The sequence below is a fragment of the Paenarthrobacter aromaticivorans genome (genome assembly GCF_019038615.1).
GTDB classification, from domain to species: Bacteria; Actinomycetota; Actinomycetes; order Actinomycetales; family Micrococcaceae; genus Arthrobacter; species Arthrobacter aromaticivorans.
Genome location: NZ_JAHOPC010000006.1, coordinates 112,501 through 129,182, shown reverse-complemented (window position 1 = coordinate 129,182; position 16,682 = coordinate 112,501). Strand labels below are relative to the sequence as shown.

Below are 16,682 nucleotides of genomic sequence, written 5' to 3'. Positions count from 1 at the left end.
CTCTTGACCTGCCTGGATTTTGCCAGAACAGGCCTAAACGCCCGTGCCACGAGCATCAGCTTCCCTTGCAGAAAACTCTGCGCGGGGCAGTATGCAGCGGCACGATTGTTTACGAGGTAGTCGATGACGCACAAATGGCGCCATACAAACTCAATATCCTAGCATGTTTCGCTGGTCTTTCCGAAACGTGCTGGGAACGCGGAAGGGCCCGCGTTCCATGCGGAACGCGGGCCCTTCCAGTGAATCCCAACCGGGCAAGCCCGGCGGTGGATTTACTTGGCCTTTTCGAGGATCTCCACCAGGCGCCACCGCTTGGTAGCGGACAGCGGGCGGGTCTCAGAGATGAGAACGAGGTCGCCGATGCCGGCGGTGTTCTCTTCGTCGTGAGCCTTGACCTTCGAAGTGCGGCGAATAACCTTGCCGTACAGAGCGTGCTTCACGCGGTCTTCAACCTGAACAACGATGGTCTTTTCCATCTTGTCAGAGACAACGTAGCCGCGACGCGTCTTACGGTAACCGCGCTGTTCAGCGCTGGCTGCTGCTTCCGTCACAGTTTCCTTCTCGCTCACTTGGCGTCCTCTCCAGCTTCGGCAGTTTCAGCCTTGGCAGCCTTCTTGGACTTCTTTTCTTCCTTGGCTTCCACAACCGGTGCGGCAACCTCGGCACGAATGCCCAGCTCGCGCTCACGCAGAACGGTGTAGATGCGTGCGATGTCCTTCTTTACCGCACGCAGGCGACCGTGGTTCTCCAGCTGACCGGTGGCGGACTGGAAACGCAGGTTGAACAGCTCTTCCTTGGACTTGCGGAGTTCTTCAACGAGACGCTCGTTGTCGAAACCGTCCAGCTGTGCGGGTGCGAGATCCTTCGACCCTACTGCCATTTCTATTCACCACCTTCGCGACGCACAATGCGTGCCTTCAACGGGAGCTTGTGGATTGCCAGGCGCAGGGCCTCGCGAGCTACCTCTTCATTGACACCGGAGAGTTCGAAGAGAACCCGGCCCGGCTTGACGTTTGCGACCCACCATTCCGGAGAACCCTTACCGGAACCCATACGGGTTTCAGCAGGCTTCTTCGTCAGCGGACGGTCCGGGTAGATGTTGATCCAGACCTTACCGCCACGCTTGATGTGGCGGGTCATCGCGATACGGGCGGACTCGATCTGACGGTTCGTCACGTATGCCGGGCTCAGGGCCTGGATACCGTACTCACCGAAGCTGACCTTGGTGCCACCCGTTGCAGCGCCGGAACGACCCGGGTGGTGCTGCTTACGGTGCTTGACTCGACGTGGGATAAGCATTTAAGCCTCTCCTCCTTCTGCTGCCGGAGCAGCAGCTTCAGCGGCCGGAGCCTCTGCAGCAACCGGTGCTGCGTCAGCGGCCGGGCGGTCGTTACGACGACGGCGGTCGCCACCCGGGCGGCCCGGACGGTCTCCTGCGCGGCCACGGGACGGAGCAGCAGCTGCCTGCTGAGCCAGTTCCTTGGCAGTTACGTCACCCTTGTAGATCCAAACCTTCACACCGATGCGGCCGAAGGTGGTCTTGGCTTCGTAGAAGCCGTAGTCGATGTTCGCGCGGAGGGTGTGCAGGGGCACACGGCCTTCGCGGTAGAACTCCGAGCGGGACATTTCTGCGCCACCCAGACGACCCGAGCAAGCAACACGGATACCCTTGGCACCCGCACGCTGTGCGGACTGCATGGCCTTCTTCATCGCACGGCGGAAAGCCACGCGGGAAGTCAGCTGCTCAGCGATGCCCTGGGCAACAAGCTGTGCTTCCATCTCGGGGTTCTTGACCTCGAGGATGTTCAGCTGAACCTGCTTGCCAGTGAGCTTTTCGAGCTCGCCGCGGATGCGGTCTGCCTCGGCGCCACGGCGACCGATGACGATACCCGGGCGTGCCGTGTGGATATCCACGCGGACACGGTCACGGGTGCGCTCGATCTCAACCTTGGCGATGCCAGCGCGCTCCATGCCAGTGGACATGAGCTGACGGATCTTGATGTCCTCGCGGACGAAGTCCTTGTAGCGCTGTCCGGCCTTGTTGCTGTCAGCAAACCAGTGCGAAACGTGGTCGGTGGTGATGCCGAGTCGGAACCCGTGCGGGTTTACTTTCTGTCCCACTTAGCGAGCCTCCTCTTTCTCCGGGGTTGCGACGACCACGGTGATGTGGCTGGTCCGCTTCCTAATGCGGTAGGCGCGGCCTTGGGCACGCGGCTGGAACCGCTTCATGGTCGGGCCTTCATCAACGAATGCTTCGCTGATGAACAGGTCGCTGTCGTCGAATGCAACGCCGTCACGGTCCGCGAGGACGCGTGCGTTGGCCATTGCCGACTGAAGTACCTTGAATACCGGCTCCGAAGCTGCCTGCGGGGCAAACTTCAGAATTGCCAGAGCCTCATTCGCTTGCTTACCACGAACAAGGTTGACGACGCGCCGGGCCTTCATAGGCGTTACGCGGATGTGACGCGCAATAGCCTTGGCTTCCATTGCTTTCCTTCTCTCGTCTAAGACGTAAAGTCAGGCGCCTAGCGGCGCTTGCCCTTACGGTCGTCCTTAACATGGCCGCGGAATGTCCGCGTGGGAGCGAATTCGCCGAGCTTGTGCCCGACCATCGACTCAGTGACAAACACCGGAATGTGCTTGCGTCCGTCGTGTACGGCGATCGTGTGCCCGAGCATGTCGGGGATGATCATCGAACGGCGGGACCAGGTCTTGATGACGTTCTTGGTGCCCTTATCGTTTTCCCGTGCGACCTTCACAAAGAGGTGCTGGTCAACGAAAGGACCTTTTTTCAGGCTGCGTGGCATGTGTCCAGGCTCCTATCGCTTGTTCTTGCCAGTACGGCGGCGACGAACAATAAGCTTGTCGCTCTCTTTGTTCGGACGGCGGGTACGGCCCTCGGGCTTGCCGTTCGGGTTAACCGGGTGACGTCCACCGGAAGTCTTACCTTCACCACCACCGTGCGGGTGGTCAACCGGGTTCATGGCTACACCACGGACGGTCGGGCGAACGCCCTTCCAGCGCATACGGCCGGCCTTGCCCCAGTTGATGTTCGACTGCTCGGCGTTGCCGACCTCGCCGACGGTTGCGCGGCAGCGCACGTCAACGTTGCGGATTTCGCCGGAGGGCAGACGCAGCTGGGCGAAGCGGCCTTCCTTGGCAACGAGCTGTACCGAAGCACCAGCGGAACGTGCCATCTTGGCGCCGCCACCCGGACGCAGTTCAACTGCGTGGATAACGGTACCAACCGGGATGTTGCGCAGCGGCAGGTTGTTGCCCGGCTTGATGTCAGCGTCGGGACCAGCCTCGACGAAGTCACCCTGGGACAGCTTGTTAGGAGCGATGATGTAACGCTTGGTGCCATCAACGTAGTGCAGGAGTGCGATGCGAGCCGTGCGGTTCGGGTCGTACTCGATTTCGGCAACGCGGGCGTTGATGCCGTCCTTGTCGTGACGACGGAAGTCGATCAGACGGTACTGGCGCTTGTGCCCACCACCCTTGTGACGGGTGGTGATCTTACCGGAGTTGTTACGGCCGCCAGTCTTGTGCAGCGGACGCAGCAACGACTTTTCCGGAGTCGATCGCGTGATTTCAGCAAAGTCGGCTACGCTCGAGCCACGACGGCCCGGGGTAGTCGGCTTGTATTTACGGATTCCCATAATTTATTTCCTCGTTAAAGTGGTCTCCGCTACGCGAGCGGACCGCCGAAGATGTCGATTGTGCCTTCTTTGAGGGTGACAATTGCACGCTTGGTGCTCTTGCGCTGTCCCCAGCCGAATTTGGTGCGCTTACGCTTACCGGCACGGTTGATGGTGTTGATCGAGTCAACTTTGACCGAGAAGATCTTCTCTACGGCCAATTTGATCTCGGTCTTGTTCGAGCGAGGGTCCACCAGGAAGGTGTACTTGCCTTCGTCGATCAGACCGTAGCTCTTTTCCGATACGACGGGTGCAAGCACGACGTCGCGCGGGTCCTTGATGGTGGTTACGCTCACTTGGAGGCCTCCTCGTTCTTAGCCTTGTCAGCGACGAACGCCTCGAAAGCAGCCTTGGTGAAGACCACGTCGTCGGAAACGAGAACGTCGTAGGTGTTCAGCTGGTCTGCGTACAGAACGTGAACATCTGCGAGGTTGCGCACGGAGAGTGCAGCGACGTCGTTCGCGCGCTCGATGACAACGAGCAGGTTCTTGCGCTCGGAGACTGCACGCAGCGAAGCCAGTGCTTCCTTGGCGGACGGCTTGGTGCCGGCTACCAGTTCAGCGATGACGTGGATGCGACCGTTGCGGGCGCGGTCAGACAGGGCGCCGCGGAGAGCAGCAGCCTTCATCTTCTTGGGGGTGCGCTGGCTGTAGTCACGAGGGGTCGGACCGTGGACAACGCCACCGCCGGTCATGTGAGGAGCACGGATGGAACCCTGACGGGCGCGGCCGGTGCCCTTCTGCTTGAACGGCTTGCGACCTGCACCGGAAACCTCGGCGCGGGTCTTCGTCTTGTGGGTACCCTGGCGGGCAGCAGCGAGCTGTGCGACGACGACCTGGTGCAGCAGCGGCACGTTGGTCTGGACGTCGAAGATCTCTGCAGGCAGGTCTACCTTGACAGTGCTAGTCATCTAACTAGGCTCCCTTCACGGCGGTGCGTACGAGTACGACCTGGCCGCGGGCACCGGGGACGGCACCCTTGATAAGGAGCAGCGACTTCTCAACGTCAACAGCGTGAACCGTGAGGTTCAGCGTCGTGTGACGCTCGGCGCCCATGCGGCCGGCCATTTTCAGGCCCTTGAAGACGCGGCTCGGGGTGGATGCGCCACCGATGGAGCCAGGCTTACGGTGGTTCTTGTGGGCACCGTGGGAGGCGCCAACGCCGTGGAAGCCGTGACGCTTCATAACACCGGCAAAGCCCTTACCCTTGGAGGTGCCGACGACGTCGATCTTCTGGCCGGCTTCGAAGATCTCAACAGAGAGCTCCTGGCCCAGCTCGTAGGATGCGGCGTCTGCGGTACGCAGTTCGACAACGTGGCGGCGAGGGGTTACGCCTGCCTTTTCAAAGTGACCAGCCAGCGGCTTGGTGACCTTACGGGGGTCGATCTGGCCGTAGCCGATCTGGACGGCGACGTAGCCATCTACCTCTGCGTTGCGCAGCTGGGTGATGACGTTGGAGTCAGCCTGGACGACAGTTACCGGGATGAGCTTGTTGTTCTCGTCCCAGACCTGGGTCATGCCGAGCTTCGTGCCCAGCAGGCCCTTTACGTTACGGGTTGCGGTCATAGTCTCTCAGCACCTCCCTAGAGCTTGATTTCGATGTTCACGTCGGCCGGCAGGTCGAGACGCATAAGCGAGTCAACAGCCTTCGGCGTGGGGTCGATGATGTCGATCAGACGCTTGTGAGTACGCATTTCGAAGTGCTCACGGCTGTCCTTGTACTTGTGCGGAGAGCGGATAACGCAGTACACGTTCTTCTCCGTCGGAAGCGGCACCGGGCCGACTACCGTTGCGCCTGCGCGCGTGACCGTCTCAACGATCTTCCGCGCTGAAACATCAATGACCTCGTGGTCATATGACTTCAGCCGGATGCGGATTTTTTGTCCCGCCATGTCGCCTGACTCTCTTTCAGCTAGTGCTGCTCTAGTTAGGGCTGCTCTGTTTACTTACCTGTTGGCGTGGCCGCCGAAGCGTTTGAGGTTTTACCACCACACGCCGCACAAGCTGAATCCGGATCATTCCGGGTTCCTCAACCTGCCGGCGCACCGACCCCCGCGGTCGGGCGTGTCGCGATTTTCACGCAAACTCGACCGCATTCCATGGGGTTCAGGGTTATGTTTGGGCTTCAGCCTGGACCCTGACACCCGGCATTATCCGGATCGGGACACGAAGAAGCGCTTGAACAACTCATCCAGTATGCCGGAATTAAAGACCAAAGGCCAATCGGGCCCTTTGCGGGCATTGCCACATCTGCCACCCGCTGTGGATGATAGTGGAATGACCGCCCAGGATACGGGTTCCGTGGAAGATCTGGCCGCGCGCCTACGTCCAGGGTTCACGCTGGGGGTCGCGGCCGCCGCCTTCCAGATTGAAGGTTCCGTGACCGCTGATGGGCGGGGACCGTCGGGCTGGGATGCGTTCGCGCAAAAGCCTGGAGCAATCGTCGACGCCGACTCCCCCACCATAGCCTGCGATCACTACAACCGCGCCGACGAAGATGTCACCCTGATGCAGGAACTCGGCATCGATTCGTACCGTTTCTCCCTTTCCTGGCCAAGGATCCAGCCCGGCGGCAAGGGCGGAATCAATCGACGTGGGCTGGACTTCTACGATCGCCTGATCGACAAACTCCTTGCTGCCGGCATCTCACCCATGGCAACGCTCTTCCATTGGGATACTCCCTTGGAGCTTGAACACGCGGGCGGCTGGATGAACCGGGATACAGCGGAACGCTTTGCTGTCTATTGCAGCGCTGCAGCAGAGCGATTTGGGGACCGCGTGGAGCACTGGGTCACCATGAATGAACCAGTTTCCGTCACGCTCCAGGGCTATGCCTTGGGGGTCCACGCGCCCGGCCGCCAGTTGTTGTTCGATGCCTTGCCAGCCGCGCATCACCAACTGCTGGGCCATGGCTTGGCAGTGCGCGCCCTGCGTGAAGCCGGGGTGAAGGGGCAGATCGGCATCTCCAACATGCACTCCCCCGTCCGCCCGGCGAGCAACAGCCTCTCGGACCGCTTGATGGCCCAGTCCTTCGATGTGCTCCTCAATCGCATATATGCTGACGCCGTCCTGCTGGGTCAGTACCCCAGGCCACCTTTGCCCATGAAACCGTGGTTCCGGTCATTGGGAACCGTCAGGGATGGTGACCTTGAGCTGATCAGCCAGCCACTGGACTTCTATGGGCTCAACTACTACTACCCCATCAAGGTTGCTGCCGGGCGCGGACCCGCGGAGATCCCCACAGGCACTGCCGTAGAAATGACGAAAGTGCCATTCCATCTGGCCGCCTATCAGGAGTACGAAACGACCGGGTTCGGCTGGCCGGTTGCGCCGGAGCATTTGGCAGTACTGCTCCGCGAGATGAAGGACCGCTACGGTGACGCCCTTCCACCGGTTTATATCACCGAAGGAGGAGCCAGTTTCCCCGAGCCTTCGCACGTGGATGGGCCCATACGGGACCATAACCGGATCAGTTACCTGGCGGAGCATCTTGGCCACGCTCTGACTGCTACAGGACCCGGCGGCATCGCCGAGGACGTTGAACTCCGCGGTTACTACGTGTGGACGCTACTGGACAATTTCGAGTGGGCGGCAGGGTACTCGCAACGCTTTGGCTTGGTGCATGTGGACTTCGATACCTTGGAGCGCACACCCAAAGACTCGTTTTACTGGTTCCGGGCACTGGAACGGGCACGCCACCGGGAACCCTAGCCCATGTGGGTTAACTACCGATCGGGCTACTTGTTTTTGTTGGCGCGGTTGATGCGCTTGGCGCGGTCAATTTCATGGCGGAAGTACTTGCGACCCCACAGCAGTCCGCCGCCGATCACCGCGATGATGACAAGGAAAATCAGGAATTCCATGGTGCTCCTCTCATAGGGTTCAACGTTAGCGGATTCCATCCCGGCTGGATGCTTGTGTAGTTTCTTCTGTTGGGATGTTGCCGCCGGTTGCTGGCGGTTTTCGATTCAGCCGCCATACCGCCAGCACGATCAGGGCCAAGGCAACGAGCGCCAGCATGGCGAATGCGTAACTTCGCAGCGCCCACATCACACTGGCAGCCACGCCCGCAGCGCCCCACCACACGAACATGCGCTCGGCCAGGAGAAGTCCGGCCACGAGGAGCACCACATGGGCCACGAGGACATAGATCTGCTGGGATGATGTCCCCGCGAAAATTGTCCCCACGGCGGTCAAGGAGAGTAGCCCTGCTGTGACTGTAAGCCGCAATTGTCCCTCGGAACGTTGCCGGCCCATGTAGCGCACCCCTGCCACAACCGCGCCGGCAACGACGTACCATTGTGCCGCCCAGAACCAATCAGGCGAGCCGCCATCCACAAACAGCAGCGCCCGCTGGAATCCCGCCAGGGTTGCGAGGACAGTGATTTCTCCGGCCAGCCACTTGCCGTTCGTGACCTCGATAACCACCAACACTCCGGAAACAAGGATCAGGGCCGCGCCCACCAGCGAGGTCTGGTCCCGTCCCAGGCCGACGGCCGCAGCTATGACAAGCCCGGTGATCGAAGTTATCACCAGGGCGTTGCGCCGCCAGGGTTGTGAGGTGATAGAGGGGCCGCCCAACCGTCGGACCACATACATGGCTGCCGCGGTTCCCATTGCGCCTATCAGCCAGGGAAGGAAGGAGTCCCAGGCGGTCAACTCCCGCCCATCCAGCAAACCGTCGACGGCGGTCACAGCACCGACCAGCGCGGCGGGCGCGGCAGGGGCATAGAGGGAGGGCATCCGCTCAAAGTGCGAGGCAGCGAACAGCACGGACGCCAGAACCAGGACGGTAAAACCACTAAGCGACAGCGACGTCGTCACAGCCAACAAACCGCCGGTAGTGGTGAAAGTCAGTGCAGAAACCAACCACAACCACCGTTCGGCCACAGCTGCAACGGAACCCTTGCCAGTCTTGACGGGCCCTGCGTTCACAGGCGCGAAAATTGCCCTGGCTACGACGGCAACCACCGCCAGCCCCAGCAGCACCCATGGCACTTGATACTTGTCCAGCAACGGCTGATACAGCCACGTATCGGATGGGAAGCCCAGGGATGGTCCAGCCGCAATCACTCCTGCTGTGACTGCAGCGATCCCGAAGTACTGCACTCCCCGGGCACCAAAGGTGCGCCACGCAATCGCGGCCCCTAGCGGAACGAACGCCAACTCCGCGAGGAGCACCCAACGGCCACCGCCGTCGTAATCTGCTGTGAGTAAGTAGGCCAGTGGGAGAAGAAGCTGTGCACTTGGTACAGCCCAAACCATTGCCTTCTGGAAGGGGTCATCGCTGCCTCGGCCTCGGAGGAAGGACTGCACAACGAACTGCACTGGCAACTGCAGGATGAGGATCAGCGCGACAGCGACAGACGTAGCCGCAGCCGACTCCGTGAAGTCGGCCACCACTAGGGTGACCAAGACCCCGGACAGAAGGCGCACAGCCAACAGGTATCCACCGCGGGCGAGGCGTTTGCCGGTCACAGCAACCATGAAGCCGCTATATGCCGTAAAGATGCCCAGCAGGAGTTCCACATCCCTGATATTTCCTAGCCGGAGGGCGAACAGCAGAACCATTGCCGCGGGAGCGAACAACCATCCCAGTTTGTCGGCTCGAAGCGTCGTACTGATCGCCACGGCCGCCAGTGCCGTAATGGTGGCACCCGCACCTGGCTGCCAGCCCTCGCGAACCCCGGGCGCCATGGTGAGGAACATACTGCACAGGACCATCCCGGCAAGCACTACACCAGCATCGATAATGGCAGGCCGCAGGAACTTCGCAACATAACCTGCGCGCAGCGGCAGGATCAGCTGCAGAGCAAGGACGACGATGACAATCAGGCCGACGCCAATCCCTTCACCGGCAATCTGGAATCCGGCGTCCTTCGTTGTGTCGTAGTAGGCCGAGGCCACCAACACGGTTCCTGCAGCGCGCGCCAACCACCAGTAGCTTTGCCTATGCAAGGAAGATGGCAACCGGAGGGCTGTGGCGCAAAAGTATGTGACAGCGGCCAAGAGAACCACGTTAGCCAGTGTGCGCGACACAGAAACCGCAGCCACGATGCCTGCCACCGTAGCGGCGGCCGGAGCCAGGAACTCCCCCATTGTCGAACGCCAGATCAGCACGCCACCACCTGTGGGACCGGAACTACTACTGTCCCTACCTTGCGGGAACGCCAACCAGCCGGAGACCAATCCTGCGGCAACCACCACTCCCACAGCAACTGCCACAGTGGGCCGCCCGGGTGCGTCATCGAAAACAGGCAAAGCAAGGAGTCCTGCCATCGCCGCCCCGCCGAACCCCGCTGTGGACGCCCGCCCTCCCATGGTGCGAACACCGTTGCCCTCAAGCAAGGCACTCACCAATTGCTGTACGGCACACGCCGCCACGAAAGCGAACAACGTGTAGGAAGACCTGCCCGGATGATCGGTGAAGCCCCCCGCGGCCGACGCCGCTACGGCTAGCGTCAGGGCGACCCGCCCAGCCAAGAAGTAGACATGTCGAAGGGGCCCCGGCGTGACGGCTCCCAGAAGGAACCAATAGAGGCCCGCGACAGCGAGCAGCACGGTCACAGGCCACGCACCCAGCAACCCAACGAACGGTGCTGCTACAACAAGTACGGCGGCCGGTGCGAACTCTGCCCCGTGGCCCAGCTTCCAGCCCAGCACCATGGCTGTCGTCATAGCAATGAAGAACGGCACGAACTCCGGCATCTGGAATGTTCCCACGCCAAGCATGACCGTGAGGACAACCGCGGCAACAACTTGCAGCCCGAGGCACGAGACGGCGTCGTACCACCACGTGCGCGAAACCACGCGCTTTCCGCCGAACGCGACTCCAACCGATTGAACCCCCAGGCAGATGATTGCAGCCAGCACCACACGGCTTGAGTCCGCAGATACATCCCACACAAGACCCAAAACGGCCAGGGTGAAGGCGGTGCGGGCGCCATAGAAATTGAGCAATCGGTGCTGATCTGACTTCACAAACACCATCACGGCAAAATAAAGCCCGCACATCACCATGACCATGGGGTACTCCCCCTTAGCCAGGAAATTGGGCGTCATGCTGACCGCGAGCCCGACGAACGGCACCACAAACGGATGCAGTACCACCAGAGGACGCATATAGAGCGGAGGAAGCCAACGGGGGCGAACCAGTGCACCCAGTGTGAAGAGAATGGCAACGCCAATCAGCGCGGTAAAGTACCAGACCAAGGCACCGCCAAGCACTGATACTCCAGACCAGGCAGCGGAAACCACGAAGGTGAGTGAGAGCAACGCCAGCACCTTGTTATCGAGGCGCAGCGCAGCGTAAACGTAGGCAGCAGTTCCCAGCAATGACGTGATCAGCCATGCCATGGGGCCGTCATGGAGGGCAAAGTTGTACATGGCCAAGCCTGTAACCGGGACCAATGCCAGCCCTGTACCTGTAAAGGCTATGGCTGCCGGGCGAAGCCGAGGCACCCTTCGCTGGATGATGAGCCCCGAAGAATAGAACAAGATGGTGATGGCCCAAATAGCCACAAAACGAAAAACCTCCGGAAGGCTGGTTCCAACAAACAGGGCGCCAGCGGCAACAAGCAACAGACTCGCGACGTACAACGTGATGTTGATGTTTTGGCGGTCGCGCTTCTCCTTTCTCGCCGCTACCGTTTCCGGGCTCTCGCGCGGGGGAAGCGTCGGCTGGAATTGCAGTTGTTGTGGCGTAGGAGCCACATTGCGCGGGGGAACCGGCCCGCGACTGTACGACGGCGGCACCGCGGGTGGCGCAGCGATCCCCACCGCTTGCTGAAAGACAGGAGGCAAGATCGTCGGCTGGAACGTCGCCGGCTGCCGTGGAGCAGACGATTGCACTACAGTCGCCGATTGCTCCACTGTCGCCGGTTGCTGCCGCACTGCGGGCCGCTGGCTTTGCCCTCGCGCGTCCTCCCAACCTGCCAGATGCCCGGCGAGATACCCCGCACGGTAAGTGGCGGCGTCGTCGATTCTGACAGGCGGCGTCGAGCGGGCCCCCTCCCGCCGGCCCCGCACCACGCCCAGCGCGTAGCCAATGACGCCGATAGCGGCCAAAAGCAGCACCACAAGGCCTGTTGTCAAGAATCCCAGCATGGAAGCTCCTACGGTGATGCCGGGCGCAAGGCCTGCACGGCATTAATCCAATCGATAGATTAATGATAACAAAGAAGAACCCCATCACATAAGCGATGGGGTTCTTCTTTAGCTTGCTACCGGCGATGCCGGAAGTTTGCCGATCTACAAGTAGAAACTACTTGATGATCTTGGTAACACGTCCCGAACCAACGGTGCGGCCGCCTTCGCGGATAGCGAAGCCGAGGCCCTCTTCCATAGCGATCGGCTGGATGAGCTCAACGGTCATCTCAGTGTTGTCGCCAGGCATAACCATTTCCGTGCCTTCCGGCAGGGTGATAACGCCGGTTACGTCCGTGGTACGGAAGTAGAACTGCGGGCGGTAGTTCGAGTAGAACGGGTTGTGACGTCCGCCTTCGTCCTTGGAAAGGATGTAGACGTTGGCCTCGAAGTCGGTGTGCGGGGTGATGGAACCCGGCTTGACGACAACCTGGCCACGCTCGACGTCGTCGCGCTTGAGACCGCGGAGCAGGAGGCCACAGTTCTCGCCGGCCCATGCTTCGTCGAGCTGCTTGTGGAACATCTCGATACCGGTAACCGTGGTCTTCTGGATCGGGCGGATGCCAACGATCTCGACCTCGGAGTTGATGGCGAGGGTTCCACGCTCGGCGCGGCCCGTAACAACGGTGCCACGACCGGTGATGGTGAAGACGTCTTCGATCGGCATCAGGAACGGCTTGTCGCGGTCACGTACGGGGTCCGGAACGGACTCGTCGACAGCTGCCATCAGGTCCTGGACGGACTTGACCCAAACCGGGTCGCCTTCCAGAGCCTTCAGACCGGAAACGCGAACAACCGGAGCTTCATCGCCATCGAAGCCCTGCGAGCTCAGGAGCTCACGAACTTCCATTTCGACGAGGTCGAGGAGTTCTTCGTCATCAACCATGTCCGACTTGTTCAGTGCGACCAGCAGGTAGGGAACACCAACCTGGCGGGCGAGCAGAACGTGCTCACGGGTCTGGGCCATCGGACCATCGGTTGCGGCAACCACGAGGATTGCGCCGTCCATCTGGGCAGCACCGGTGATCATGTTCTTGATGTAGTCAGCGTGACCCGGGGCGTCAACGTGTGCGTAGTGACGCTTCTCGGTCTGGTACTCCACGTGGGAGATGTTGATGGTAATACCGCGCTGGCGCTCTTCCGGAGCAGAGTCGATGGACGCGAAGTCGCGCTGCTCGTTGAGATCCGGGTACTGGTCGTACAGCACCTTGGAAATGGCGGCAGTCAGCGTCGTCTTACCGTGGTCAACGTGACCAATGGTGCCGATGTTGACGTGCGGCTTAGTCCGCTCGAACTTTGCCTTTGCCACAGGTTCCTCCTAGAACGATTTCAAGTGAAGTGCTCCTCGGCCGCGCTTTTCGCGGCAGAAACTTTAGCAAGTCTACTTGGGGGCTTGGTTTTGGTGAAATTGCAGATTCAGGAACCAATACTAGTTCCTAGAGCCTGTTCGCGCAGGGGCCGGGCCGCGGCCTTCGCCGCAGCCCCACCTCACACGCTAAGATGCCCTCCCGGAATCGGAATAGCATCCGTTTTCCGGGAGATTACTCTCCGCGGGTTTTCTGGATGATCTCGTCGGCTACAGCCTTCGGGACCTCCGCGTAGCTGTTGAACGTCATGGAGTACACGGCACGACCCTGCGTCTTGGAACGGAGGTCGCCAATGTAACCGAACATGCCGGACAGCGGAACGTGTGCACGGATAACCTTCACACCTGCTGCGTCCTCCATGGACTGCATCTGGCCACGACGGGCGTTCAGGTCACCAATAACATCACCCATGTATTCCTCAGGTGTGCGGACCTCAACATCCATGAGCGGTTCGAGCAGAACAGGGTTCGCCTTGCGTGCAGCTTCCTTGAAAGCCATACGGCCGGCGATCTTGAACGCCATTTCCGAAGAGTCAACATCGTGGGATGCGCCGTCAATCAGCGTGGCCTTGATGCCGACAACCGGGTAGCCGGCCAGGACGCCGTCGTTCAATGCATCCTGGATACCAGCGTCAACGGACGGGATGTATTCGCGCGGAACGCGGCCACCGGTGACCTTGTTCTCGAACTCGTACAGCTCGCCGGAAGAGGTGTCCATCGGCTCGATCGCGATCTGGATCTTTGCGAACTGACCCGAACCACCGGTCTGCTTCTTGTGCGTGTAGTCGTGACGCTCTACAGCGCGCTTGATGGTTTCGCGGTAAGCAACCTGCGGCTTGCCGACGTTTGCCTCAACCTTGAATTCGCGGCGCATGCGGTCCACCAGGATGTCCAGGTGGAGCTCGCCCATGCCGGCGATGATGGTCTGGCCCGTGTCTTCGTTGAGGGAGACCTGGAAGGTCGGGTCCTCAGCGGAGAGCTTCTGGATAGCCGTGGAGAGCTTCTCCTGGTCACCCTTGGTGTTGGGCTCGATGGCAACCGAGATCACGGGCTCCGGGAAGCTCATGGACTCGAGGACGATCTGCTGGTTGGAGTCACACAGGGTATCGCCTGTGGTGGTGTCCTTCAGACCGATGGCTGCGTAGATGTGGCCGGCGGTAGCGCCCTCAACGGGCATTTCCTTGTTGGCGTGCATCTGGAACAGCTTGCCGATACGTTCCTTCTTGCCCTTGGTGGAGTTGACCACCTGGGCGCCGGCCTCAACGTGACCGGAGTACACGCGGATGAAGGTCAGCTGACCGAAGAACGGGTGCGCAGCAATCTTGAAGGCGAGGGCCGAGAACGGCTCGTCTGCAGACGGCTTGCGGGTGAGTTCCTTCTCTTCGTCGCGGGGATCGTGACCGATCATCGGCGGGACGTCGAGCGGGTTCGGCAGGAAGTCAACAACAGCGTCAAGCATCGGCTGTACGCCACGGTTCTTGAAGGCAGAGCCACAGAACACGGGGTAGAGCTCGGAGTTGATGGTCATCTTGCGGATGCCGGCCTTCAGTTCCTCAAGGGTGAGTTCTTCACCTTCGAGGTACTTCTCCATGAGCTCTTCGGAGGCTTCGGCCACAGTCTCTACGAGCTGTGCACGGTACTCTTCAGCCTTGGCCTGGAGGTCCGCCGGAATTGCCTGCACTTCGTAGGAAGCGCCCATGGTGACGTCACCCTTTGCGTCGCCAGGCCAAACCAGCGCACGCATTTCGAGGAGGTCAACCACGCCGATGAAGTCGTTCTCAGCGCCGATCGGCAGCTGCATGACCAGCGGCTTGGCACCAAGGCGGGAAATGATGGTGTCTACGGTGAAGTAGAAGTCCGCACCCAGCTTGTCCATCTTGTTGACGAAGCAGATACGCGGAACGTTGTACTTGTCAGCCTGGCGCCAAACAGTCTCGGACTGCGGCTCCACGCCTTCCTTGCCGTCGAACACTGCGACAGCACCGTCGAGGACGCGCAGGGAGCGCTCAACCTCAACCGTGAAGTCCACGTGGCCCGGGGTGTCGATGATGTTGATCTGGTTCTGGTTCCAGAAGCAAGTCACGGCGGCAGACGTGATGGTGATGCCGCGTTCCTTTTCCTGTTCCATCCAGTCGGTCGTCGAGGCGCCGTCGTGCGTCTCGCCGATCTTGTGGTTCACACCCGTGTAGAACAGGATGCGCTCGGTAGTGGTGGTCTTGCCGGCATCGATGTGGGCCATGATGCCGATATTGCGGACCTTGTTAAGGTCGGTAAGCACGTCCTGTGCCACGGGGTCTCCCTTTCGGATGGACTACACGTTCGCCGCCGGCTCGGTTGAGCCGACGGCGCCCGGGAGGATTTACCAGCGGTAGTGTGCGAAGGCCTTGTTGGACTCGGCCATCTTGTGGGTGTCTTCGCGACGCTTGACAGCGGCACCGAGACCGTTCGAGGCATCCAGGATTTCGTTCTGGAGACGCTCGGTCATGGTCTTCTCGCGGCGGGCCTTGGAGTAGCCCACGAGCCAACGCAGGGCGAGGGCGGTGGAGCGACCCGGCTTGACCTCAACCGGAACCTGGTAGGTGGCGCCACCAACACGGCGTGAACGCACCTCGAGGGAAGGCTTGACGTTGTCCATGGCCTTCTTGAGGGCAGCAACGGGGTCGCCGCCGGACTTGGCACGTGCACCTTCGAGGGCACCGTAAACGATGCGCTCTGCGGTGGACTTCTTGCCGTCAACCAGAACCTTGTTGATCAGCTGAGTGACCAACGGGGAGCCGTAAACGGGATCGGAAACTAGCGGCCGCTTCGGGGCCGGACCCTTGCGAGGCATATTACTTCTTCTCCATCTTTGCGCCGTAACGGCTGCGGGCCTGCTTGCGGTTCTTGACACCCTGGGTGTCGAGTGCGCCGCGGACGATCTTGTAGCGGACACCCGGAAGGTCCTTCACACGACCACCACGGACGAGCACGATGGAGTGCTCCTGGAGGTTGTGGCCAACGCCGGGGATGTAAGCGGTAACTTCAACGCCACCGTTGAGGCGCACACGTGCCACCTTACGAAGAGCCGAGTTCGGCTTCTTGGGGGTGGTGGTGTAAACGCGGGTGCAAACACCGCGGCGCATCGGGCTGCCCTTCAGCGCGGGAGCCTTGGTCTTGGAGACCTTCGGCGTGCGGCCCTTGCGGACCAGCTGGTTAATCGTAGGCACTTTCGTGTTCTCCGTTGTTTGATCTCTGCCCCCACACACAGGCGCCAGCCAGTGTAAACGTGGGAACTTTGGCGTTGCTCATGCGGCCGGCCGAAACATCCGGTAGGCGTGCAAAAGTGCGGCATTCGTTGCGCATGTTGCCCGCAACCCGGAAACAGGCTCCACCCAGCACCATGAGAACAAAACCAAAATGATGCTGCGGCGGCCTTCATCCACTGCCACACAGAACAATTACCAAAATTCTAGCACGGCTTGATCTGAGGCCTTA

18 protein-coding genes are annotated in these 16,682 nt (G+C 60.7%); 1 reads left to right on the top strand and 17 read right to left on the bottom strand.

Going from position 1 to position 16,682, the window contains the following annotated elements:
- Positions 1 to 272: 272 nt before the first annotated feature.
- The 11 genes from rpsQ to rpsJ are packed head-to-tail and all read right to left on the bottom strand — an operon-like array spanning position 273 to position 5,589.
- The gene (rpsQ, locus tag KSW38_RS11635; RefSeq protein ID WP_142938371.1) at positions 273 to 569 is read right to left on the bottom strand and encodes a 30S ribosomal protein S17; all 297 of its coding nucleotides are present in this window, start codon (positions 567 to 569) and stop codon (positions 273 to 275) included.
- Positions 566 to 880, bottom strand: coding sequence for a 50S ribosomal protein L29 (rpmC, locus tag KSW38_RS23425; protein WP_216925089.1), 315 nt, complete (start codon positions 878 to 880; stop codon positions 566 to 568). Before rpmC ends, rpsQ begins: the two co-directional genes overlap by 4 nt.
- A gap of 2 nt (positions 881 to 882) precedes the next feature.
- A complete protein-coding gene (gene rplP, locus KSW38_RS11625) occupies positions 883 to 1,299 on the bottom strand; it encodes a 50S ribosomal protein L16 (RefSeq protein WP_003803795.1) in 417 nt (138 codons plus the stop codon).
- Positions 1,300 to 2,121: a 30S ribosomal protein S3 gene (rpsC, locus tag KSW38_RS11620; protein WP_216925088.1), complete on the bottom strand. Its 822-nt coding sequence runs from the start codon at positions 2,119 to 2,121 to the stop codon at positions 1,300 to 1,302.
- Entirely contained in the window at positions 2,122 to 2,487 is a 366-nt protein-coding gene (gene rplV, locus KSW38_RS11615; RefSeq protein ID WP_090817766.1) for a 50S ribosomal protein L22, read from the bottom strand.
- A 38-nt stretch (positions 2,488 to 2,525) separates the two neighbouring features.
- Positions 2,526 to 2,807, bottom strand: coding sequence for a 30S ribosomal protein S19 (gene rpsS / locus KSW38_RS11610; protein ID WP_011775591.1), 282 nt, complete (start codon positions 2,805 to 2,807; stop codon positions 2,526 to 2,528).
- 12 nt (positions 2,808 to 2,819) lie between these two features.
- Complete coding sequence (rplB, locus tag KSW38_RS11605; RefSeq protein WP_011775592.1) at positions 2,820 to 3,659, bottom strand: 50S ribosomal protein L2; 840 nt, start codon at positions 3,657 to 3,659, stop codon at positions 2,820 to 2,822.
- Between the two features lie 29 nt (positions 3,660 to 3,688).
- Positions 3,689 to 3,994: a 50S ribosomal protein L23 gene (gene rplW / locus KSW38_RS11600; protein ID WP_011775593.1), complete on the bottom strand. Its 306-nt coding sequence runs from the start codon at positions 3,992 to 3,994 to the stop codon at positions 3,689 to 3,691.
- Positions 3,991 to 4,608, bottom strand: a complete 618-nt coding sequence (gene rplD / locus KSW38_RS11595; protein ID WP_216925087.1) for a 50S ribosomal protein L4 — start codon at positions 4,606 to 4,608, stop codon at positions 3,991 to 3,993. Before rplD ends, rplW begins: the two co-directional genes overlap by 4 nt.
- A 4-nt stretch (positions 4,609 to 4,612) precedes the next feature.
- The gene (rplC, locus tag KSW38_RS11590; protein WP_026539807.1) at positions 4,613 to 5,263 is read right to left on the bottom strand and encodes a 50S ribosomal protein L3; all 651 of its coding nucleotides are present in this window, start codon (positions 5,261 to 5,263) and stop codon (positions 4,613 to 4,615) included.
- Positions 5,264 to 5,280: 17 nt separating this feature from the next.
- The gene (rpsJ, locus tag KSW38_RS11585; RefSeq protein ID WP_003803825.1) at positions 5,281 to 5,589 is read right to left on the bottom strand and encodes a 30S ribosomal protein S10; all 309 of its coding nucleotides are present in this window, start codon (positions 5,587 to 5,589) and stop codon (positions 5,281 to 5,283) included.
- Positions 5,590 to 5,974: 385 nt separating this feature from the next.
- On the opposite strand from rpsJ, the gene KSW38_RS11580 reads away from it, so the two are divergent.
- Positions 5,975 to 7,408, top strand: a complete 1,434-nt coding sequence (locus tag KSW38_RS11580; protein WP_216925086.1) for a GH1 family beta-glucosidase — start codon at positions 5,975 to 5,977, stop codon at positions 7,406 to 7,408.
- Positions 7,409 to 7,434: 26 nt separating this feature from the next.
- Here KSW38_RS11580 and KSW38_RS23630 read toward each other — a convergent pair whose 3' ends face one another.
- The 6 genes from KSW38_RS23630 to rpsL all read right to left on the bottom strand — a co-directional run bounded on the left by KSW38_RS23630 (position 7,435) and on the right by rpsL (position 16,414).
- Positions 7,435 to 7,560 carry a hypothetical protein gene (locus KSW38_RS23630; RefSeq protein ID WP_256449717.1) on the bottom strand — a complete coding sequence of 42 codons (126 nt, stop codon included), beginning with the start codon at positions 7,558 to 7,560 and terminating at the stop codon, positions 7,435 to 7,437.
- Positions 7,561 to 7,585: 25 nt separating this feature from the next.
- Complete coding sequence (locus tag KSW38_RS11575; RefSeq protein WP_254186394.1) at positions 7,586 to 11,803, bottom strand: hypothetical protein; 4,218 nt, start codon at positions 11,801 to 11,803, stop codon at positions 7,586 to 7,588.
- 157 nt (positions 11,804 to 11,960) lie between these two features.
- Positions 11,961 to 13,151 carry an elongation factor Tu gene (tuf, locus tag KSW38_RS11570; RefSeq protein WP_216925085.1) on the bottom strand — a complete coding sequence of 397 codons (1,191 nt, stop codon included), beginning with the start codon at positions 13,149 to 13,151 and terminating at the stop codon, positions 11,961 to 11,963.
- 232 nt (positions 13,152 to 13,383) lie between these two features.
- Complete coding sequence (gene fusA / locus KSW38_RS11565; RefSeq protein WP_216925084.1) at positions 13,384 to 15,498, bottom strand: elongation factor G; 2,115 nt, start codon at positions 15,496 to 15,498, stop codon at positions 13,384 to 13,386.
- A 69-nt stretch (positions 15,499 to 15,567) separates the two neighbouring features.
- Positions 15,568 to 16,038 (bottom strand): 30S ribosomal protein S7, encoded by a 471-nt coding sequence (gene rpsG, locus KSW38_RS11560; protein WP_003803829.1) that lies wholly within the window; start codon positions 16,036 to 16,038, stop codon positions 15,568 to 15,570.
- 1 nt (position 16,039) lies between these two features.
- The gene (rpsL, locus tag KSW38_RS11555; RefSeq protein WP_009358312.1) at positions 16,040 to 16,414 is read right to left on the bottom strand and encodes a 30S ribosomal protein S12; all 375 of its coding nucleotides are present in this window, start codon (positions 16,412 to 16,414) and stop codon (positions 16,040 to 16,042) included.
- Between the last annotated feature and the right edge of the window lie 268 nt (positions 16,415 to 16,682).

What these genes read in the sequence shown, in the direction of transcription:
- rpmC (WP_216925089.1), bottom strand. Translation starts at nt 880, where the DNA reads ATGGCAGTAGGGTCGAAGGATCTCGCACCCGCACAGCTGGACGGTTTC.
- rpsS (WP_011775591.1), bottom strand. Translation starts at nt 2,807, where the DNA reads ATGCCACGCAGCCTGAAAAAAGGTCCTTTCGTTGACCAGCACCTCTTT.
- rplB (WP_011775592.1), bottom strand. Translation starts at nt 3,659, where the DNA reads ATGGGAATCCGTAAATACAAGCCGACTACCCCGGGCCGTCGTGGCTCG.
- rplC (WP_026539807.1), bottom strand. Translation starts at nt 5,263, where the DNA reads ATGACCGCAACCCGTAACGTAAAGGGCCTGCTGGGCACGAAGCTCGGC.
- KSW38_RS23630 (WP_256449717.1), bottom strand. Translation starts at nt 7,560, where the DNA reads ATGGAATTCCTGATTTTCCTTGTCATCATCGCGGTGATCGGCGGCGGA.
- rplP (WP_003803795.1), bottom strand. Translation starts at nt 1,299, where the DNA reads ATGCTTATCCCACGTCGAGTCAAGCACCGTAAGCAGCACCACCCGGGT.
- rplV (WP_090817766.1), bottom strand. Translation starts at nt 2,487, where the DNA reads ATGGAAGCCAAGGCTATTGCGCGTCACATCCGCGTAACGCCTATGAAG.
- rpsJ (WP_003803825.1), bottom strand. Translation starts at nt 5,589, where the DNA reads ATGGCGGGACAAAAAATCCGCATCCGGCTGAAGTCATATGACCACGAG.
- rplD (WP_216925087.1), bottom strand. Translation starts at nt 4,608, where the DNA reads ATGACTAGCACTGTCAAGGTAGACCTGCCTGCAGAGATCTTCGACGTC.
- rpsG (WP_003803829.1), bottom strand. Translation starts at nt 16,038, where the DNA reads ATGCCTCGCAAGGGTCCGGCCCCGAAGCGGCCGCTAGTTTCCGATCCC.
- KSW38_RS11580 (WP_216925086.1), top strand. Translation starts at nt 5,975, where the DNA reads ATGACCGCCCAGGATACGGGTTCCGTGGAAGATCTGGCCGCGCGCCTA.
- KSW38_RS11575 (WP_254186394.1), bottom strand. Translation starts at nt 11,803, where the DNA reads ATGCTGGGATTCTTGACAACAGGCCTTGTGGTGCTGCTTTTGGCCGCT.